Below are 17,014 nucleotides of genomic sequence, written 5' to 3'. Positions count from 1 at the left end.
TCAAAAGCTCGCCACTTGGCGAGCTTTTTCTTTTAATGGGCAACTGGAAAACCGCTGTTGATGATAGTCATAACAGTGAACCAGCCAAATACGGCTGCACTGCCTGCTGCGAATATGAATCCTAAGAAGTTTCTTTTTTTAATTGTGGTAACGACAGCTGCTACACCCATTATTGCCACAAGTCCGAAAATGACCATTAATACCATATCAAAACCCCCTTTTCCCTAATTCAAAAACCCAATCCCTAATAATATACCCAGAGATTAAAGTGATTACCAAAAATATGTAGAAAAGATTGCATTTGTTAATATTTTAATATTTTTTCAATTATTTGTCGAGGGTTAAAAGATGACACTTCTATGTCGCGAGTAAACTGATTTAACAATGGAGGGCCAAATTGGTGTAAGATAAGGGTAATAAAACAAATTGGAGTTGTTGATGATGAAATGGACTCAAATACCTTTAGGACCGTTACAAACCAATTGTTATATCGTTTCCAAAGGTCAAAATTGCTTGATTATTGATCCCGGCGAAGAGCCACAGAAGATCATTCAGTACATACAGACAAAAAAATTCAAACCACTAGCCATTTTATTGACGCATGCCCACTTTGACCATATCGGGGCACTCGATGCCATCCGCGATCATTATGAGGTTCCTGCATACATTCATGAAAGGGAAGCCAAGTGGTTGCTTGATCCTGCCTTAAATGGTTCGCAGAACTGGTTTCCTGAAAATCCTATGCGCATGAAGCCAGCTGATCATATCCTTGCACATGAACAGGTGCTTACTATTGGAGAATTTACATTTGAAATACTGGAAACACCTGGGCACTCGCCAGGTAGCGTTTCCTATTATGCCAATGATGAACGGCTTCTCTTTTCTGGAGATGTCTTATTCCAGGGAAGTGTTGGCAGAACCGACTTAATAGGGGGCAGTGAATCCGTGCTTTTAAAAAGTATTGAAACGAAATTGTTGCCACTATCTGATGATACGATTGTCTTCCCGGGGCATGGCCCCATCACCACAATTTTAGATGAAAAGGATACGAATCCCTTTTTGAAATAAGTGAAGCTGCAGGTGCCGATTCGGGCACCTGTTTTATTTGGCACCCTCCGAATTGATTGAATATTGAAACATAGAAATTTATACTGAATGTAGTAGGTGAATGGAGATGGGAATATGGAGAAGGTGTTGCATGAAATGATTGAAAAAAGTCTGCAGAAAAGAATTTCCTATCATGATTATATGGAATCTGTTCTCTACTCTCCCACTTTAGGCTATTATATGCGGGAAAAAGAGAAAATCGGTGTGAATGGAGACTTTTATACGTCAGGTAATGTTGGGGATTCCTTTGGGAGGACACTGGCCAGGTGGTTTGTTTTCTTAATAAAGGAAAGAGGGCTTCCTCCTAATGTTGTTGAAGTGGGTGCTGGAAATGGAAAGCTTGCGCATGACATTCTTGGTTATATAAAAGAAGAAGAACCCCTGTTATGGGAGGAGTTCACTTATATCCTTGTGGACAGCAGCCCCTATCATAACAAGTTACAGCAAATGCTAATGAGTCCGTGTAAACAGGTTGTTTTAGCCGCTGATCTCGCAGAGTGTCCCTTCATAAATGGAATCTTATTTTCTAATGAACTTTTTGATGCATTGCCCGTGCATGTCATTGAAAAGGAAAAGGGTGAACTTATTGAAATATTCGTCACAATAAAAGAAGAGAAATTAATGGAAATTAAGGCCCCACTTGAAAATCCTCATATCCTTTCCTATTTGGAAGAACAGAATATCATACTGAATGAACATCAACGTTATGAGATACCGCTTAAGATGGTTAGTGAATATGAGAGGATGACTCACCACCTCCAATCCGGGCTTCTCCTTACAATTGATTATGGATATACGGAAGCAGAATGGAAAGAGCCCGCTCATCGGCTTGGTAGCTTAAGAGGTTTCTTTCAGCATACATTGGTAAATGAAGTACTGGAACGCCCCGGCGAGATGGACCTGACGACACATATACATTTTGACACCCTTATCAAACTTGGGAAAAAAAATAATTTAACATTGAGGGGATTCTTAGAACAAAACGAATTTTTACTGAAAGGGGGAATTCTAGAAGAACTGAAGAATCATGAAGAGACCGACCCGTTTTCTCAAACTGCAAAGCGTAACCGGGCGATTCGAAGCTTAATCATGCCAGGGGGGCATAGCCAATATTTCAGAGTTTTGTTGCAAACGAAAAATTTAGATGAAAAAGTAACCCTATTTCGTGAATGAGACCTATTAAAAACCCATGGACTAATCGTCCATGGGTTTATGTATTTTGCTCTTAATGTGAAGCACCTGGAGTCATCATAAATACGCTCCAGTAGGAAAATCCTGCAAAGAAAACGGTAAGATAGGCACCAAAAACGTAAATATACATGCGTTCAGACAACTTCAGGTAACTCAATAGTACAAAAAATCCGGTTTGTGCAAAGAAAAGTAAAGACGTTTGGTACATATCTCCAAGATAAAAGAAAATTGCCATAATCCCTGTCCAAAAGCCACAAACTCTAAACATGCGTTCCATCTGAATACCTCCTTATGTCTAGTCGTGTTCATACTAAATAATTATAAATGAAATTGTAAGGTAATGTAAAGTATGCCTTTTGTTTCTAGGCGAGGATAGAGGCATTATAAGAACATGTTACGCAGTTAGCCATCATATTATCCATTTCCACAAGTTCAACATTATCAAATAACGATTCAAACATACCTTTTAAGAAGAAATTGTGCATGGTACAGATTGTATCGGGATCAGCTGAGGTAACTTCTTTAAAGGGGCAGTTATAAATTCTAAAGAATATTTTATTATCATCCTCATCTGCCATTATTTCAGGAGAGAACCCTGCAATCGTTGCGGCATTTTTAAGCATGCTGACTTTTTCATCAAAGGTCAGACTGTCGATGGAGGTAGATTTGATTCTCAGCTGTTGATTTATCAACTCTACTCCAAACGATTTACCAGTCTCATAAAGTGCCTGTTTTCCTGCTTCCCCAAGTGTCATCATTGTCTGAATGGCGATCTTTGAAAGGAGCTGATAGTCCCTGAAAGGAAAATGAAGTTGAATAACTTTATCTGATAAGTGGTAAATTCGGCTAGGACGGCCGCCTTTTCCCGTTTTTCGTGCCTCTGACGTCAGCATATCTACATCTTCAAGTTTAGATAAATGAAGGCGGGCCACATTTGGATGGATTTCAAAGGAGTCTGCGATTTGCTGTACGGAGACCCCATGATGATTATTCACGATATATTGATAGATATAATATCGGGTTGGATCTGCTAGTACGTTGGTAATTCTTAACGTTTGTTCCATTGTGTCCTCCTAAGTTCCAAGTTTAACTAATTATATTATAATACACACAAGAAAAATTGGAATGAAAGAAACTACAAATTTACCTTAATTAAGAAAAAGTTCACATTTCAATCAGATATATAGAGCAAATGTATATACAAACATTGTACAAATATTATACAATGGCATTATTAAAAGTAGAAAATATAATATGTGAACGGAGAGTGATTAAGGATGGAACGATTAACTTTCTTCTCGTATCCAAGCTGTACTTCTTGCCGTAAAACAAAAAAATGGTTGAAAGCCAATCACGTGAGCTTCGATGAACGTCATTTATTCAAAGATACCCCGAACGAGGAAGAATTAAAGCGCATCCTTGAATTAACGACAGAAGGTATGGATGAAGTCTTGGCAACAAGAAGTGAAGCATATAAAAATTTAGATGTTAACATTGATGAGATGGTGCTTTCCGATGTTCTTCATTTATTGACGAACGAGCCCAAATTATTAAGACGTCCCATTCTCATAGATGGTGAAAAGCTGGTGATCGGTCATAATGAAGATGCTTTACGAAATTTAGTTTCTCATAGTATAGATTTGGAAATGAGCATATAAGTCTATTCTCGAATTTATTTCGAGATTTTTTTTTTATTAGGAAGGAATTTGTCTTATAACGTCGAAAAACTACTACAAGAAAATATGGAGGTGATGAATGATTGATATCGATTGAAAAAACAGCAGAAAAAATCCTTACCAATGCCATTAAACTTTCGGCATCGGATATCCACGTTTTACCCCGCAGGGAAGGCCCACTCATTCAATTTAGAATTGATAACAAGCTTGTCCCCCAAGAAAATCTCTCTTTTTTTGAAACAGAAAGGCTCATTTCCCATCTGAAATTTCTTGCCGCCATGGATATTGGCGAGAAAAGAAGGCCCCAAAGCGGAGCCATCACGGTCAACCTGGCCAATAAAGTGGTTGGACTTCGACTTTCCACCTTGCCGACTACACATTCCGAGAGTATGGTTATCCGATTGATTCCCCAGCAAAATATCCTACCCTTACAACAGTTATCCCTATTTCCCAACACCGCTCAAAAACTAATAGCCCTTTTGAAACATTCCCATGGGATGATCATTTTCACGGGGCCAACCGGGAGTGGAAAAACGACGACATTGTATTCCCTCCTTCATCATGCACAGGAGATGATCAACCGAAATGTCATCACGCTTGAGGATCCGATTGAAAACGAATCCGAAAAAGTTTTGCAAGTTCAAATAAATGAAAAGGCGGGCATTACGTATTCAGTCGGTTTAAAGGCGGCACTGAGGCATGACCCGGATATTATCATGGTTGGGGAAATAAGAGACTCCGAGACGGCCAAGATTGCAGTCCGGGCTGCCTTAACCGGCCATTTGATACTCACTACTATGCATACAAGGGATGCCCAAGGAGCCATTTCGAGACTACTTGAATTCGGTGTAAGTTGGCTAGAAATCGAACAGAGCTTGATTGGCGTCACGGCCCAAAGATTGGTGGAGCTGAAATGCCCGCATTGTGAAGGTGAATGTAAGCCTGACTGCTCAATGACATACCGAAATAAAAGGGCAAGTGTGTATGAATTGCTTAATGGAAAGAGTCTGGCTGAAGTTCTGCAGGTGACGAAAGAGGAAAAAGGAAAGGGGAAGGCCACTTACCGTCAGTTAAAAGATGAAATAGGGAAAGCGGTAGCGATGGGCTATGTGAATCAAAATGAATTTGAAAGGCTGGTTTACCAGGAGACCAAAAAGTAAATGGACGCTAAAAGAACAAGCTGTCTTTATTACGAAGATGGGTGAATTATTAGCCCATGGTTATCCCTTGGCCGAAGCGATCCACTTCCTGGAGTTCCAGGAATCAAAGAAAAAGTCCGGGGATTTCAAACAGGCTATTTTGGATTTAAGAAGTGGGCACCCGTTGCATCAAGTGTTAACGAACCTTAGATTTCATCCAGAACTTGTAAGTTTTATATTTTATGGTGAACAATACGGCGACCTTGATCGGGCGTTAAAGGAAGGAGGACATTATTGGAAGAAGCGAACGGAAGATACAGAAAAAGTGAAAAAGCTGATGGTCTATCCTATTTTCTTGTTCTTCTTTGTGAGCATCGTATTTTACGTTCTTCAAAGTGTCCTTCTTCCCAAGTTTCAAACGATCTTTCTCACGATGAATGTCAAACAGAATCTGATTCTGAATTTGTTGGCTGCTTCTTCTGGCATCCTCCCAACCATCCCCTTTATCCTTCTTGCATTGCTTCTTTTCTGTTATATATTCAAACAATTTTGGTTCGACAAACTATGTCCATTAAGACAAAGACGACTATTAATGAAAATTCCTCTGGCAGGTCCCTTTTTTAAACTGTACGAAACATACTTTTTTGCAAGTCAGTTCAGCGGCTTGCTCGCTGGGGGACTATCCATTAACCAGAGCATTAAATTATTCTCCATAAACCAGCAGCAACCATTCTATCAAAAACTTTGTTCCATCATTAAAGATGATTTAATGGAGGGAAGATCCCTTGAGTCAATCTTCCAGGAACTTCCGTACTTTGATGAAAACTTATCGATTATCGCAGCAAATGGACAGAAGTACGGCCGGTTAGATTCAGAGTTACTTCATTACAGCCGTTTCTTACTGGAAAAGATTGAAGAAAGAATGAATACAGTCATGAAAATCATACAACCGCTACTATTTTCATTAATTGGGCTATTGATTATTTCTATATATTTGGCGGTCTTACTGCCGATGTTTTCGCTTCTCGATGGAATATAGATACTAGAAAAATTAGGAGGTGAATCTGCTCCGGAAATAATTGTGTGATTCCTGTTATTTTCTTGTTTAGCAGATTGATATGAAGAAATATTTAAATGAGAAAGGCTTTACATTAATTGAGATGCTTATCGTATTGCTCGTTATTTCGATTCTATTGATCATCACCATACCAAATATCACCAAACACCAATCAACCATTCATTCCAAGGGGTGTGAAGCGTTTGTAAAGATGGTTCAAGCTCAAGTCCAGGCTTATGAAATAGACAATTCTAAGTTGCCTTCGGGTATTAGTGAATTGGAAACGCAAGGATACCTTAAACAAAAGTCCTGTCCGAATGGGGACAGCATCAGTATAGACAACAAAGGAAAGGTTACTGTCGTTGAGTAGCAACCTTGGGAAGGGTAACCCTTCATCTGGAGGGTACACCATGTCGGAAACCTTGATTGTCTTAGTGGTATTTCTTCTATTAAGTGCTTTAGGTCTTAACTTATACCCAAGCTTCTTTAAAGGGATGGAAAATAAAATGTTCCTTAATCAGTTGAATGAAGACATCTTTTATGCTCAACAGTATGCTATAAGCCACGAAAGTTTGATCTATTTTTATGTGGATGACGAGAGGGGTGTTTACACCATTTATTCATATAAGGAAGAAGGGATACTAGAGAGGTCAATTCCTAAAGACATACAGTTTTTGAAGGGGACATTGGGAGCTGCGTTTTATTTTAATCAGTATGGTAATGTTTCTAAATCCGGTACGATGACGATTGATACGACAAATGGGAAATACAAGCTAGTAGTCAATATCGGTAAGGGGAGGTTCAGGATTGAGAAACAGTAAAGGATACGTCTATTTAGAAATGATAGCTTCCGTTTCTCTCTGTGTATTCTTAGTGGTGTCGATCCTACCTATCCTTGAAGAGTCGTTGTCCAATCGAAAAAATGTAGTCTTAAGGGCAGACGCCCACTATTTGCTGTATGAGAAGTTGTCGGCATACATGGATGGGGAAATACGGGCTGTTGAAGAGGATATTACGTACCAGGAAAGATTGTATGAATTGAGCTGGAATGCCCAAAAGGGGGGTTCTGATATGGTTGAAGGATGTGTTCGATATGAAAACGCAGCGGAAGAATATGAATCGATTTGTGATGTTGCGAAAAAATGAAGGGTTTACAATGATTGAAATGCTTTTTTCCTTAATGATCTTGATGACTATTTCACTCTTTGTCCTCCAGCTTTTCACAATCATTCAAATACAGATAGGTACGAAAAACAAAATTCACCCTAAAGAGTGGGAGATATTCACATTGCAAATGCAACAGGAAGTCAGAAGCTCTAAAAGTCAGGATGTGGTGGGAAATAAATTATATTTACTGTCAGGTGAAGATTTATCTTTGATTGAACAATATAATGACAAGCTTAGGAGGCGTGTTAATGGCGGGGGTCATGAGGTCATTCTGCAGAACATATCAAATGTGGAGGTGGAAAAGGTTGACAATGTCATTGAAATCCATATAACAGATAAATCAGGTAAGACCTTTTTTCGGAAATTTCATCCTTTCCTCAAGAATGAGATGGCGGCTGATGGATAATCAAAAAGGAGTCGTATTCCCGATGGTTATGATTATAGCTAGTGTATTTATTATGTTCACGATCTTGATGATTGATCAATTTGTCATTGATAAAAAATTTTATAAAGAAGTTGAAGAAACATTAATTTCCGATCACTTAGTGCATCTAGCCGTTAATGAGGTGACAGCCGAATGGGACGGTGAGATACCTAAAAGCATTCAGGGGGACATTTCGTATCCAAATGGTGACGTGCATTATAAATTAACGAAACAAGATGTGCGATATGCCTATATCGAGTTTTCATCTTTGTCTAAGAATAATCGGACAGGCCGAATCATCATTCTATATGATAAAAAAATAGGTAGAGTAATAGAATGGATAGAAAAACTCAAGGACTAACCGTTCTTCTGCTTGGTTGGAATAAAAGAGGCATATATCGGACATACTTAGTCATGGGTGATTGTATATGTCGACAAATGCTTATATCAAATATATTACACAGCAAATTGTACAGTATTTCAATTTATCGAAGAGGGAAAGAAAAGAAAAGCGCCGTCACCGGAAAGAGGATAAAGAGCCTACTGTCTCACACTGGTTTGGCATTGTTCCTTTTGCATTATCCATGTTTATTAAAAAAATCAAAAAGAGAAAGCAGATGTCTTGAGCTTCCGTTCGGACATCTGCTTTCTTTTTGATTTGCTTAGGAGAAGGTTATGCTAAAGTTCGGTCGGATAAATAAAACAAACCGCCATTGATGATGGAAATCTGAATGTTTGGTTCATATTGGGCCTGCAATGCCTGTTTTTCAGTAAAATAACTTTCACTTTTCTCCTCCATATCCTTGTAGAAATGTTCCAATAAATCAAGGTCGGTCTGCCAACGTACCATGGCCTCTTCTGCCCAGGTATGGTCATCATTCTCAAAGCTTTTACGAATATATGTATCGAGCCTGGACAAACCGCTTTTTGGCATGATCAAAGGCGAAAGCGTAAATGAGTAATCCGGTATTTTAGGAGTGACTTTGACCGGCAATAAACGTTCGTGAAATCCTTCCATGATCTCCCCTGAAATTAAATTAAGCCCTATAGACATGAAGGTATCCTTTTTTCTGTCACATTGATAAGATATCTTTACATTTTGGGTTAGCCACGGGAACAATGGACTTTGCCCGGTCTTTAAGGGAGGTCTATCCTCAAAAAGCCTAATGAAACCTGCCAGTCTTTTGGTTGATTGGATAATTTGATGAAGCCGTGGCGACCCAAAGTGAATTCTTTCCCCTTTCATATCAGGTGGTGCCAGTTCGGGGTGCGTGATGAAAGTGAGTTGGCCAGGATTTGGTATCCCGCCGGTTTTTTCGAGATAGTGCCAATAAAAAGGTCTGTTCATCAGTTCCTTATCCATTTCAACCGTTAACTGAACTGTGAGATAGGCTGAGGTGTCTTCAAGCACAACACAGTCATTGGCTTGAAAGTAAGTTAATAAAAAATCATGAATTTCCTGTTGCTGCATGAATTTCACCATCCTTCATATCTTGTGCGAACTGAATCATGGAAGTTAAATTATCCATTTTTATTTTCATTTCGCCTTCCGTTTTGGATTCCCCGACAACATCAATTAAATATTCCTCGATATTGTTAATATCCAATTTTGTTAAGATGTCATCCAATTCTCCGATCACCTTTTCAAACAAATGGATTTTCTCATACAGCAATTTCAATATATGTTCTTCCACAGTATTCTTCGTTGCAAAGTTATAGATCATGACGTCTTCCTCTTGGCCTAGCCGATGAATCCGTCCAATCCTTTGTTCTAACCTCATTGGATTCCAAGGTAGATCGAAATTGATCAAATGGTGGCAGAATTGCAAGTTGATTCCTTCCCCACCAGCCTCGGTGGCAATTAATACTTGGGTTTTCTTTTGAAAGAGTTCCTTCATCCAATCTTTTTTCCCACGCTTAAATCCACCGCGGAAGGGTACGGAAGAAATGCCGTGTTTCTGTAAATACCATTGAAGATAAAGTTGGGTAGCCCGGTATTCGGTGAAAATGATTACCTTGTCATCAATTTTTTTTATAAGTTCCAAAGCTTTCTCTGCCTTTGAATTTTGTTCGGTTAGATTCACTTTCTCAAAAAGTCCATCTAACTTTGCTTCAAAGTCAGCGGTCGGTTCTTTATATTTTTCCTTCATGTTTTTCAATGTATAATAAACTGCTTCTCTGCTACTGCATGCTTCCCTTTGGAGGGTGAGTGACGAAAAGGCGCTTCCCTTCGTACCTTCTGACATCGGTTTAAACTTAGTTACGGCATCGTACAAGGCTTGCTCTGTCGGTGAAAATTCAATGATGATCGTTTCGACATTCCGTTTTGTCCATTCTATCCCTGTATCGGCACGGCGATTCCTTATCATGACCGTATTGACAAGATCCTTTAAATGCTCATCTTCTAGAATGTTCCGACCTTTCCCTTTATATTTCTCAGAAAAGAGTGTGGCATTCCCTAAGTGTCCAGGTTTTAATAAAGAAACGAGGTTAAAGATTTCTTCGACTTTATTTTGAATCGGTGTTGCAGTCAGTAATAAACAAAATTTCTTTTTCAGGTTCTGAACGAATTCATAATTCTTCGTTTTATTATTTTTAAGTTTATGAGCTTCATCAATAATGATAAAGTCATATTCTAGATTGGAAATGATATCCCGATGGGGGGCTCGTTTAGCTGTATCGATGGACGAAATAACGATATCACATGATTCCCACACATAACTTTTCCTTTGCACGACCGCGGGAATATGAAATTTGGTATTCAATTCGAAAGCCCATTGGGTGACAAGTGATGCGGGCACAAGGATCAAAACTTTCTTGACAAGACCGCGAATCATATATTCTTTTAAAATCAATCCTGCTTCAATCGTCTTACCGAGACCGACTTCATCAGCCAAAATGGCTTTGCCGTTCATATCTTCAACCACCTGTCGCGCAGCTTCTAATTGATGGGGAAGCGGCGTGAGTTGTGGAAGATGTTTGGGGGCTTGTAGACCTTCGAAATCAGGAATGATCAGGTTCTCTTCCATTTGGACCGCCAATTTGTAAAGATCCCAATTTCCCCAGGGTCCGTCATTTTCCATCTTTTGAAGCAATTCATCATTCCAATCAGAACTGAAGGATATATTAATTTTCATTGGTACTTACTCCTTCTTACACGTAATTTTCTTATTTGTAGTTGGATCGATGTTTTTTATAAAGTAATGAATTTTTCTCTACGAAAGTTATTGCAGAGAAAAGTATCTTAAGGTAGGATGTAAATATATTTAGAAAATTGCAATAGTATTGAAATATAAGAATGAGTTTATAAATCTTAGTATGCATAGTATTAGCATTCTGCACATGCTTTATCCCAAGATTAACAAAGCACAGATATTGCATTACTTTCTAGATAGTTGAAAACGGTCAGTGTGGGAATCGCTAATTCTTTCAATCATTTACAATAATAAGCGGGTGATGGTAAGGGGAGAGACTACATATCTATAGATGTAGCGCCGAAGGAGCAAGCTTAGCAGTGAATCTCTCAGGCAAATGAACTCTTATCGGACGCGACTCTGGAGAGCGCCAAACTACTTAATGATGGCCACCAAAGGGGAAAACCTATTATATAGGTAAACTTTCAGGTTTCAGGACAGAGAAAAAGCCAATTTGGCTTTCTCTGTCCTTTTTTGTGTCCTTTTCCATGATTAATGGATTCTAAGGAAAACATTTAGTGATAAAGGGAAACAACAAAAAAATAGAGGGAGGTCATTTTTTGAGCACTTTGAAAAGAACGCCATTATTCGAGGTTTATAGTGAAAACGGTGGGAAAACGATAGATTTTGGTGGTTGGGAGCTTCCTGTGCAGTTTTCGGGCATTAAAGATGAACACGAGGCTGTACGCACAAAAGCGGGCTTATTCGATGTATCGCATATGGGAGAGATTGAGGTGAAAGGTACTGAGAGCCTTGTCTTTTTACAAAAGATGCTGACAAATGATGTATCCAAGCTGAAACAGGGGGGAGCATTATACACGGCCATGTGTTATGAAAATGGAGGGACGGTTGACGATCTTATCGTCTATCAAAAAGCGGAAGACGACTATCTGCTCGTGGTCAATGCAGCCAATATCGAAAAAGACTTTAATTGGCTTCAGGCTAATGGTATGGATGGTGTCAAGATTCATGATGTTTCAAACGATTATGCGCAACTCGCTCTGCAAGGTCCTCAAGCGGAGAAAGTATTGCAGAAGATTACCGACCAAACTGATTTGAGCACGATTGGCTTTTTTAAATTTAAAGAAGACGTCCATATTCATAATATATCCACGATGGTTTCACGTACAGGATATACGGGTGAAGATGGGTTCGAGATATACTGCCGGAGTGAAGATGGTCCTGCCCTTTGGAGAGCAATTTTGGAAGCTGGTAAAGAAGAAGGAATACAACCGATTGGATTGGGGGCCCGTGATACCCTCCGGTTTGAAGCAAAACTACCGTTATATGGGCAGGAACTTTCACCGGATATCACTCCTATTGAAGCCGGTATTGGCTTTGCTGTTAAAACGGAGAAGGAATCAGACTTTTTTGGGAAATCTGTGCTTCTTGAACAAAAGGATAAAGGGGCAACACGTAAGCTTGTCGGACTCGAGATGATCGAACGTGGCATACCACGGCATGGCTATAAAGTATACAGCGGGGACAAAGTCATTGGGGAAGTGACGACAGGGACTCAGTCGCCAACATTGAAAAAAAATGTAGGATTGGTGCTTATCGATAAGAATCATTCAGATCTTGGCACCGAAGTCGAAGTCGAAATACGTTCAAAAAGAGTGAAAGCTATTATTATCCAAACGCCTTTTTATAAAAAAAGAGGAAAGTAGAAGGGAATGGTCCATAAGATGAAACATCGTTACTTACCGATGACAGAGCAGGATAAACAGGAGATGTTGGAAGTTATAGGAGTCAATGCTGTAGATGACCTTTTCAGTGATATACCGGAAAATGTTCGCTTTCAAGGTGAATATGACATAAAACCAGCCAAATCGGAACCAGCTTTAATGAAAGAATTATCGAAACTAGCATCCCGAAATGCGGATCTTAAAAACTATGCATCCTTCCTTGGGGCGGGTGTGTATGACCATTATTCACCTGTCATTGTCGATCACGTCCTATCCCGTTCGGAATTTTATACGGCCTATACCCCTTATCAGCCGGAAATTTCTCAAGGGGAGCTTCAGGCCATTTTTGAATATCAAACGATGATCAGTGAATTGACGGGAATGGATGTTGCCAACTCCTCGATGTATGACGGCGGAACAGCATTAGCTGAAGCAGCCATGCTTGCCGCCGGTCAAACACGCCGGAAAAAAATTCTCATATCAGCGACGGTACATCCAGAATCAAGAGAAGTAGTGAAAACATATGCCAAAGGTCAACGTGTTGAGGTCATCGAGATCCCTCATACAAATGGTGTCACGGACTTGGCTGCTTTAAAGGATCTGGCTATGGATGATATTGCAGGAGTGATTATACAGTACCCGAACTTCTTCGGCCGCATCGAACCGTTGAAGGAGATGGAAGAGCTCATACATAATGTAAAGTCCATGTTCATCGTGTCCAGCAATCCACTTGCACTTGGTGCTTTGACCCCACCAGGCAAACTCGGTGCTGATATCGTGACAGGTGATGCCCAGCCATTCGGCATTCCGGCCGCTTTTGGTGGGCCTCATTGCGGATATTTTGCGGTCACGAAGAAATTGCTTCGTAAAGTCCCGGGCCGTCTAGTCGGACAGACGGTGGATGAAGATGGAAAACGGGGATTTGTACTGACGCTTCAAGCACGTGAGCAACATATACGTCGTGACAAGGCGACATCCAATATATGTTCCAATCAGGCATTGAATGCATTAGCAGCCTCTGTAGCGATGACGGCACTAGGGAAAAAGGGCGTCAAAGAAATGGCCGTACAAAATATTCAAAAAGCCCATTATGCAAAAAAAGCGCTACAGGAACAAGGAATAGAAGTTGTATTTGAAGGACCCTCCTTTAATGAATTTGTCATTAAGCTTTCCCTTCCTTTCAAAGATGTCAATAAAAACCTCTTTGAAAAAGGAATGATTGGCGGCTTTGATTTAGGATCGGCTTATCCAGAGTTGCTAAATCATATGTTAGTGGCGGTTACAGAACTTAGAACAAAAGAAGAAATCGATGAATTTGCGCAGGAACTGGGGGATCAACTATGAATAACCAAGACCAATCACTCATTTTTGAAATCAGTACATCCGGTCGAATCGGATATAGCCTTCCGGAAATGGATGTAGCGAGCGTTCCACTTGAGGAAATCATTCCGGCCGATTATATACGTGAAGAAGAAGCTGAGCTCCCGGAAGTTTCAGAGCTGGATATCATGCGTCATTATACCGCTCTATCAAAGCGGAATCATGGTGTGGACTCTGGGTTCTATCCGCTCGGTTCCTGCACGATGAAGTATAATCCGAAAATTAATGAAAATGTAGCACGGTTTAATGGTTTTTCCCATATCCATCCCTACCAAGATCCATCGACCGTTCAAGGTGCTCTTGGGTTATTATTCGATCTGCAGGAACATTTAATTGAAATTACCGGAATGGACCAAGTGACTTTACAACCCGCTGCGGGTGCCCATGGTGAATGGACGGGTCTAATGATGATAAGGGCTTTCCATGAAGCGAATGGGGATTTTAATCGGACGAAAGTCATCGTTCCCGACTCGGCTCATGGAACGAATCCGGCATCGGCCACGGTTGCCGGGCTGGAAACAATAACCGTGAAATCCAATGAATTCGGGCTCGTGGACCTTGAAGACTTGAAGCGAGTCTTGGGACCGGATACGGCAGCGTTAATGTTGACAAATCCGAATACGTTAGGCTTATTCGAAGAGAATATTCTTGAAATGGCACAGCTTGTTCATGAGGCTGGTGGAAAATTATATTATGATGGAGCTAACCTGAATGCCGTTCTATCCAAAGTCAGACCAGGAGATATGGGATTTGACGTAGTTCATTTAAATCTCCATAAAACATTCACTGGCCCTCATGGAGGCGGAGGACCGGGATCCGGTCCGGTAGGGGTAAAGGCGGATCTGATTCCCTATTTGCCTAAACCGCTTGTGGTTCAAGAGGGCGATCAATATGTTCTTGATTATGACCGCCCGCAATCCATTGGAAGGGTCAAACCCTTTTATGGAAACTTCGGCATCAATGTGAGGGCTTATACGTATATAAGGTCAATGGGACCGGATGGCCTTAAGGCCGTTACGGAGAATGCAGTCATCAATGCAAATTATATGATGCGGAGGTTGGAGCCTTATTTCGATTTGCCGTATGACCGTCATTGTAAGCATGAATTTGTACTGAGTGGACGCAGGCAAAAGCTGTTGGGTGTTCGCACATTGGATATCGCCAAACGGTTACTGGATTTTGGGTATCACCCACCAACCATTTACTTTCCGTTGAATGTGGAAGAGGGAATGATGATCGAACCGACTGAAACGGAGTCTAAGGAAACGTTGGACGCTTTTATTGATGCAATGATACAAATAGCCAAGGAAGCTGAAGAAACCCCTGAAATCGTTCAGGAGGCGCCTCATACAACGGTTATTAAACGCCTGGATGAAACATTGGCTGCCAGGAAACCGATTCTTCGTTATCAAGGGTGACGATCCCTATAAAAAAAATCCCTGCCATTTGGCGGGGACTTTTTCGTTTGGACATTCATATGTATCGCGTGGAATAAGACGCTTAATTGATCACCATGCTTCTCATTCCCATACCGAACAGATATGATACGTTCACAAAATGCACTTATTTCTTCGCCTTGATCTTACCAGTCCACATTTTGAAACCGCCTTTTAGATGGAAAAGCTCTCTATAGCCTTTTTTGTATAGCATGGCTGCAGCTCTTCCGCTAATGATCTCACTTTGAGCGTACAAGTATACTGGCTTGTCCTTTCTAATTTCGACCAAGCGGGTCTTCATTTGTGTCATAGGGATATTTCTTGCGCCTAAGATATGACCATTATCAAAATCATTGGGTTCCCGAACGTCGATTAATTGCACTTTTCTGTAGTTAGCAATAAATTCTTCCTGTGTTAAGGTTTTAACGATTTTACGTTGACGGAACCAATTAAAAAGTGAATATGCAACGATGGCTACTATGATGATGATTAGTGTATATAAAATCTCCAAACATAAAAACTCCCTTCTACCTAAACGAATACAGACAATGTCTATTATATAATTGGTTTCACCAATAATCAAAAAAAATTTTCATAAATATTTCAGGCTTTTCTTCCTTTCTTTTTCAGCGTACAAAACTCTGGTAAACTACTACTTGTGAGTTTTTATTAGAGGGTCTATTGAGCCTACGGGAAAAGAGGGGTAAGTGTGTCAAAAGAAAAATGGGGATTCATTGATTCAGGTGATTGTTCGGCTGCTTATAATATGGCAATGGATGAAGCGCTCCTAAACTGGCAGAGTAATGGAGAGATTCCACCCATTATCCGATTTTACGGGTGGAAACCAGCTACATTGTCAATTGGGTATTTTCAAAAGGCAGAAGCTGAAATCGATCTAACGGAAGTTAAAAGGCAAGGGTTAGGTTTCGTCCGCAGACCCACAGGAGGACGGGCTGTTTTGCATGAACATGAATTAACCTATAGTGTAATCGTCCCAGAGTCCTATCCGGGAATGCCGAATACAGTTACAGAAGCATATCGAGTTATTTCTGAAGGAATATTAAGGGGGTTTAGAAATCTTGGATTGGCTGCTTATTTTTCTGTGCCCGAAACCGAACAGGAAAAAGCGGTGTTGAAATCACCAAAGTCCTCAGTCTGTTTCGATGCTCCAAGCTGGTATGAACTAGTCGTTGAGGGAAAAAAAGTTGCTGGCAGTGCACAAACGAGGCAAAAAGGTGTTATCCTTCAACATGGAGCCATCTTACTTGAACTTGATGAGGATAAGTTATTTAGTGTATTCAAGTTCTCCGATGAGCGGGTAAAAGAAAAAATGAAGAATAATCTAAAGAACAAAGCAGTGGCAATCAATGACCTTGCCGGTAGAAAAATATCAATCCTCGAAGCAAAACAAGCCTTTGAAAAAGGATTTGCTGAAGGCCTGTCGATTGAATTGGAACCATTTGAACTGAATGGAGAGCAATTACGGGAAGTGAAGGACATTGCCAAAAATAAATACGAAAGCGATGACTGGAATTTTATGAGGTAGAAAAAGCAGGAG

The 17,014-nt window shown here is 40.3% G+C and carries 21 protein-coding genes and 2 riboswitches; of the genes, 15 read left to right on the top strand and 6 right to left on the bottom strand.

Annotated features, from left to right (window positions below):
• Positions 1 to 32: 32 nt before the first annotated feature.
• Positions 33 to 206, bottom strand: coding sequence for a DUF2759 domain-containing protein (locus ACIQXN_RS10275; protein ID WP_402965840.1), 174 nt, complete (start codon positions 204 to 206; stop codon positions 33 to 35).
• A 235-nt stretch (positions 207 to 441) separates the two neighbouring features.
• Between ACIQXN_RS10275 and ACIQXN_RS10270 the strand changes: the two genes are divergently transcribed.
• Together ACIQXN_RS10270 and ACIQXN_RS10265 are read left to right on the top strand one after the other, a co-directional pair.
• Positions 442 to 1,068: an MBL fold metallo-hydrolase gene (locus ACIQXN_RS10270; RefSeq protein WP_402965837.1), complete on the top strand. Its 627-nt coding sequence runs from the start codon at positions 442 to 444 to the stop codon at positions 1,066 to 1,068.
• Between the two features lie 114 nt (positions 1,069 to 1,182).
• The gene (locus ACIQXN_RS10265) at positions 1,183 to 2,280 is read left to right on the top strand and encodes a class I SAM-dependent methyltransferase (protein WP_402965834.1); all 1,098 of its coding nucleotides are present in this window, start codon (positions 1,183 to 1,185) and stop codon (positions 2,278 to 2,280) included.
• Between the two features lie 52 nt (positions 2,281 to 2,332).
• Here ACIQXN_RS10265 and ACIQXN_RS10260 read toward each other — a convergent pair whose 3' ends face one another.
• Both ACIQXN_RS10260 and ACIQXN_RS10255 read right to left on the bottom strand, forming a co-directional pair.
• Positions 2,333 to 2,575: a DUF2626 domain-containing protein gene (locus tag ACIQXN_RS10260; protein WP_402965831.1), complete on the bottom strand. Its 243-nt coding sequence runs from the start codon at positions 2,573 to 2,575 to the stop codon at positions 2,333 to 2,335.
• 85 nt (positions 2,576 to 2,660) lie between these two features.
• Positions 2,661 to 3,362 carry a helix-turn-helix transcriptional regulator gene (locus ACIQXN_RS10255; RefSeq protein ID WP_402965828.1) on the bottom strand — a complete coding sequence of 234 codons (702 nt, stop codon included), beginning with the start codon at positions 3,360 to 3,362 and terminating at the stop codon, positions 2,661 to 2,663.
• A 213-nt stretch (positions 3,363 to 3,575) separates the two neighbouring features.
• Between ACIQXN_RS10255 and ACIQXN_RS10250 the strand changes: the two genes are divergently transcribed.
• The 9 genes from ACIQXN_RS10250 (at position 3,576) to ACIQXN_RS10210 (ending at position 8,387) form a co-directional block, all read left to right on the top strand.
• A complete protein-coding gene (locus ACIQXN_RS10250) occupies positions 3,576 to 3,956 on the top strand; it encodes a Spx/MgsR family RNA polymerase-binding regulatory protein (RefSeq protein WP_402965825.1) in 381 nt (126 codons plus the stop codon).
• A 101-nt stretch (positions 3,957 to 4,057) separates the two neighbouring features.
• Complete coding sequence (comGA, locus tag ACIQXN_RS10245) at positions 4,058 to 5,134, top strand: competence type IV pilus ATPase ComGA (protein WP_402965822.1); 1,077 nt, start codon at positions 4,058 to 4,060, stop codon at positions 5,132 to 5,134.
• Positions 5,094 to 6,152 (top strand): competence type IV pilus assembly protein ComGB, encoded by a 1,059-nt coding sequence (comGB, locus tag ACIQXN_RS10240; protein WP_402965819.1) that lies wholly within the window; start codon positions 5,094 to 5,096, stop codon positions 6,150 to 6,152. Before comGA ends, comGB begins: the two co-directional genes overlap by 41 nt.
• A 79-nt stretch (positions 6,153 to 6,231) precedes the next feature.
• The gene (comGC, locus tag ACIQXN_RS10235; RefSeq protein ID WP_402965816.1) at positions 6,232 to 6,540 is read left to right on the top strand and encodes a competence type IV pilus major pilin ComGC; all 309 of its coding nucleotides are present in this window, start codon (positions 6,232 to 6,234) and stop codon (positions 6,538 to 6,540) included.
• Positions 6,541 to 6,580: 40 nt separating this feature from the next.
• Positions 6,581 to 6,991, top strand: a complete 411-nt coding sequence (gene comGD, locus ACIQXN_RS10230; RefSeq protein WP_402965813.1) for a competence type IV pilus minor pilin ComGD — start codon at positions 6,581 to 6,583, stop codon at positions 6,989 to 6,991.
• The gene (locus tag ACIQXN_RS10225) at positions 6,978 to 7,316 is read left to right on the top strand and encodes a hypothetical protein (protein WP_402965810.1); all 339 of its coding nucleotides are present in this window, start codon (positions 6,978 to 6,980) and stop codon (positions 7,314 to 7,316) included. Before comGD ends, ACIQXN_RS10225 begins: the two co-directional genes overlap by 14 nt.
• Entirely contained in the window at positions 7,264 to 7,743 is a 480-nt protein-coding gene (comGF, locus tag ACIQXN_RS10220) for a competence type IV pilus minor pilin ComGF (protein ID WP_402965807.1), read from the top strand. Before ACIQXN_RS10225 ends, comGF begins: the two co-directional genes overlap by 53 nt.
• Positions 7,736 to 8,122, top strand: a complete 387-nt coding sequence (gene comGG / locus ACIQXN_RS10215) for a competence type IV pilus minor pilin ComGG (protein ID WP_402965804.1) — start codon at positions 7,736 to 7,738, stop codon at positions 8,120 to 8,122. Before comGF ends, comGG begins: the two co-directional genes overlap by 8 nt.
• A 67-nt stretch (positions 8,123 to 8,189) precedes the next feature.
• On the top strand, positions 8,190 to 8,387 hold the full coding sequence (locus tag ACIQXN_RS10210) for a YqzE family protein (RefSeq protein WP_402965801.1): 198 nt from the start codon (positions 8,190 to 8,192) through the stop codon (positions 8,385 to 8,387).
• A gap of 47 nt (positions 8,388 to 8,434) precedes the next feature.
• On the opposite strand, the gene ACIQXN_RS10205 is transcribed toward ACIQXN_RS10210, so the two are convergent.
• Complete coding sequence (locus ACIQXN_RS10205) at positions 8,435 to 9,232, bottom strand: YqhG family protein (RefSeq protein WP_402965798.1); 798 nt, start codon at positions 9,230 to 9,232, stop codon at positions 8,435 to 8,437.
• The gene (locus tag ACIQXN_RS10200; RefSeq protein ID WP_402965795.1) at positions 9,210 to 10,898 is read right to left on the bottom strand and encodes a DEAD/DEAH box helicase; all 1,689 of its coding nucleotides are present in this window, start codon (positions 10,896 to 10,898) and stop codon (positions 9,210 to 9,212) included. The genes ACIQXN_RS10205 and ACIQXN_RS10200 overlap by 23 nt, the downstream gene beginning before the upstream one ends.
• A gap of 316 nt (positions 10,899 to 11,214) precedes the next feature.
• Positions 11,215 to 11,310, top strand: a riboswitch (glycine riboswitch).
• Between the two features lie 3 nt (positions 11,311 to 11,313).
• A riboswitch (glycine riboswitch) is annotated at positions 11,314 to 11,398 on the top strand.
• 117 nt (positions 11,399 to 11,515) lie between these two features.
• Between ACIQXN_RS10200 and gcvT the strand changes: the two genes are divergently transcribed.
• The 3 genes from gcvT to gcvPB are packed head-to-tail and all read left to right on the top strand — an operon-like array spanning position 11,516 to position 15,438.
• Positions 11,516 to 12,622 carry a glycine cleavage system aminomethyltransferase GcvT gene (gcvT, locus tag ACIQXN_RS10195; protein WP_402965792.1) on the top strand — a complete coding sequence of 369 codons (1,107 nt, stop codon included), beginning with the start codon at positions 11,516 to 11,518 and terminating at the stop codon, positions 12,620 to 12,622.
• 18 nt (positions 12,623 to 12,640) lie between these two features.
• The gene (gene gcvPA, locus ACIQXN_RS10190) at positions 12,641 to 13,984 is read left to right on the top strand and encodes an aminomethyl-transferring glycine dehydrogenase subunit GcvPA (protein WP_402966100.1); all 1,344 of its coding nucleotides are present in this window, start codon (positions 12,641 to 12,643) and stop codon (positions 13,982 to 13,984) included.
• Positions 13,981 to 15,438: an aminomethyl-transferring glycine dehydrogenase subunit GcvPB gene (gene gcvPB / locus ACIQXN_RS10185; RefSeq protein ID WP_402965789.1), complete on the top strand. Its 1,458-nt coding sequence runs from the start codon at positions 13,981 to 13,983 to the stop codon at positions 15,436 to 15,438. The genes gcvPA and gcvPB overlap by 4 nt, the downstream gene beginning before the upstream one ends.
• Positions 15,439 to 15,583: 145 nt before the next feature.
• Here the strand turns inward: gcvPB and ACIQXN_RS10180 are convergent, their stop codons facing one another.
• Positions 15,584 to 15,967 carry a rhodanese-like domain-containing protein gene (locus tag ACIQXN_RS10180; protein WP_402965787.1) on the bottom strand — a complete coding sequence of 128 codons (384 nt, stop codon included), beginning with the start codon at positions 15,965 to 15,967 and terminating at the stop codon, positions 15,584 to 15,586.
• 198 nt (positions 15,968 to 16,165) lie between these two features.
• Here ACIQXN_RS10180 and ACIQXN_RS10175 point away from each other — a divergent pair, with 198 nt between their 5' ends.
• Complete coding sequence (locus ACIQXN_RS10175; protein ID WP_402965784.1) at positions 16,166 to 17,002, top strand: lipoate--protein ligase family protein; 837 nt, start codon at positions 16,166 to 16,168, stop codon at positions 17,000 to 17,002.
• Positions 17,003 to 17,014: the final 12 nt, after the last annotated feature.

Source organism: Peribacillus sp. NPDC097295 (assembly GCF_044761665.1).
In the GTDB taxonomy this organism is placed as follows: Bacteria; Bacillota; Bacilli; order Bacillales; family DSM-1321; genus Peribacillus.
The sequence above is the reverse complement of the archived record's forward strand: the minus strand, read 5'-3'. Positions and strand labels throughout refer to the sequence as shown.

Bases quoted from the DNA above. Each gene is read 5' to 3' on its own strand.
- ACIQXN_RS10260 (WP_402965831.1), bottom strand. From the start codon at position 2,575: ATGGAACGCATGTTTAGAGTTTGTGGCTTTTGGACAGGGATTATGGCA.
- comGF (WP_402965807.1), top strand. From the start codon at position 7,264: ATGAAAACGCAGCGGAAGAATATGAATCGATTTGTGATGTTGCGAAAA.
- comGC (WP_402965816.1), top strand. From the start codon at position 6,232: ATGAAGAAATATTTAAATGAGAAAGGCTTTACATTAATTGAGATGCTT.
- comGG (WP_402965804.1), top strand. From the start codon at position 7,736: ATGGATAATCAAAAAGGAGTCGTATTCCCGATGGTTATGATTATAGCT.
- gcvPA (WP_402966100.1), top strand. From the start codon at position 12,641: ATGAAACATCGTTACTTACCGATGACAGAGCAGGATAAACAGGAGATG.
- ACIQXN_RS10270 (WP_402965837.1), top strand. From the start codon at position 442: ATGAAATGGACTCAAATACCTTTAGGACCGTTACAAACCAATTGTTAT.
- ACIQXN_RS10205 (WP_402965798.1), bottom strand. From the start codon at position 9,232: ATGCAGCAACAGGAAATTCATGATTTTTTATTAACTTACTTTCAAGCC.
- gcvPB (WP_402965789.1), top strand. From the start codon at position 13,981: ATGAATAACCAAGACCAATCACTCATTTTTGAAATCAGTACATCCGGT.
- ACIQXN_RS10255 (WP_402965828.1), bottom strand. From the start codon at position 3,362: ATGGAACAAACGTTAAGAATTACCAACGTACTAGCAGATCCAACCCGA.
- ACIQXN_RS10250 (WP_402965825.1), top strand. From the start codon at position 3,576: ATGGAACGATTAACTTTCTTCTCGTATCCAAGCTGTACTTCTTGCCGT.
- comGD (WP_402965813.1), top strand. From the start codon at position 6,581: ATGTCGGAAACCTTGATTGTCTTAGTGGTATTTCTTCTATTAAGTGCT.
- comGB (WP_402965819.1), top strand. From the start codon at position 5,094: ATGAATTTGAAAGGCTGGTTTACCAGGAGACCAAAAAGTAAATGGACG.
- ACIQXN_RS10275 (WP_402965840.1), bottom strand. From the start codon at position 206: ATGGTATTAATGGTCATTTTCGGACTTGTGGCAATAATGGGTGTAGCA.
- ACIQXN_RS10210 (WP_402965801.1), top strand. From the start codon at position 8,190: ATGTCGACAAATGCTTATATCAAATATATTACACAGCAAATTGTACAG.
- ACIQXN_RS10265 (WP_402965834.1), top strand. From the start codon at position 1,183: ATGGAGAAGGTGTTGCATGAAATGATTGAAAAAAGTCTGCAGAAAAGA.
- ACIQXN_RS10200 (WP_402965795.1), bottom strand. From the start codon at position 10,898: ATGAAAATTAATATATCCTTCAGTTCTGATTGGAATGATGAATTGCTT.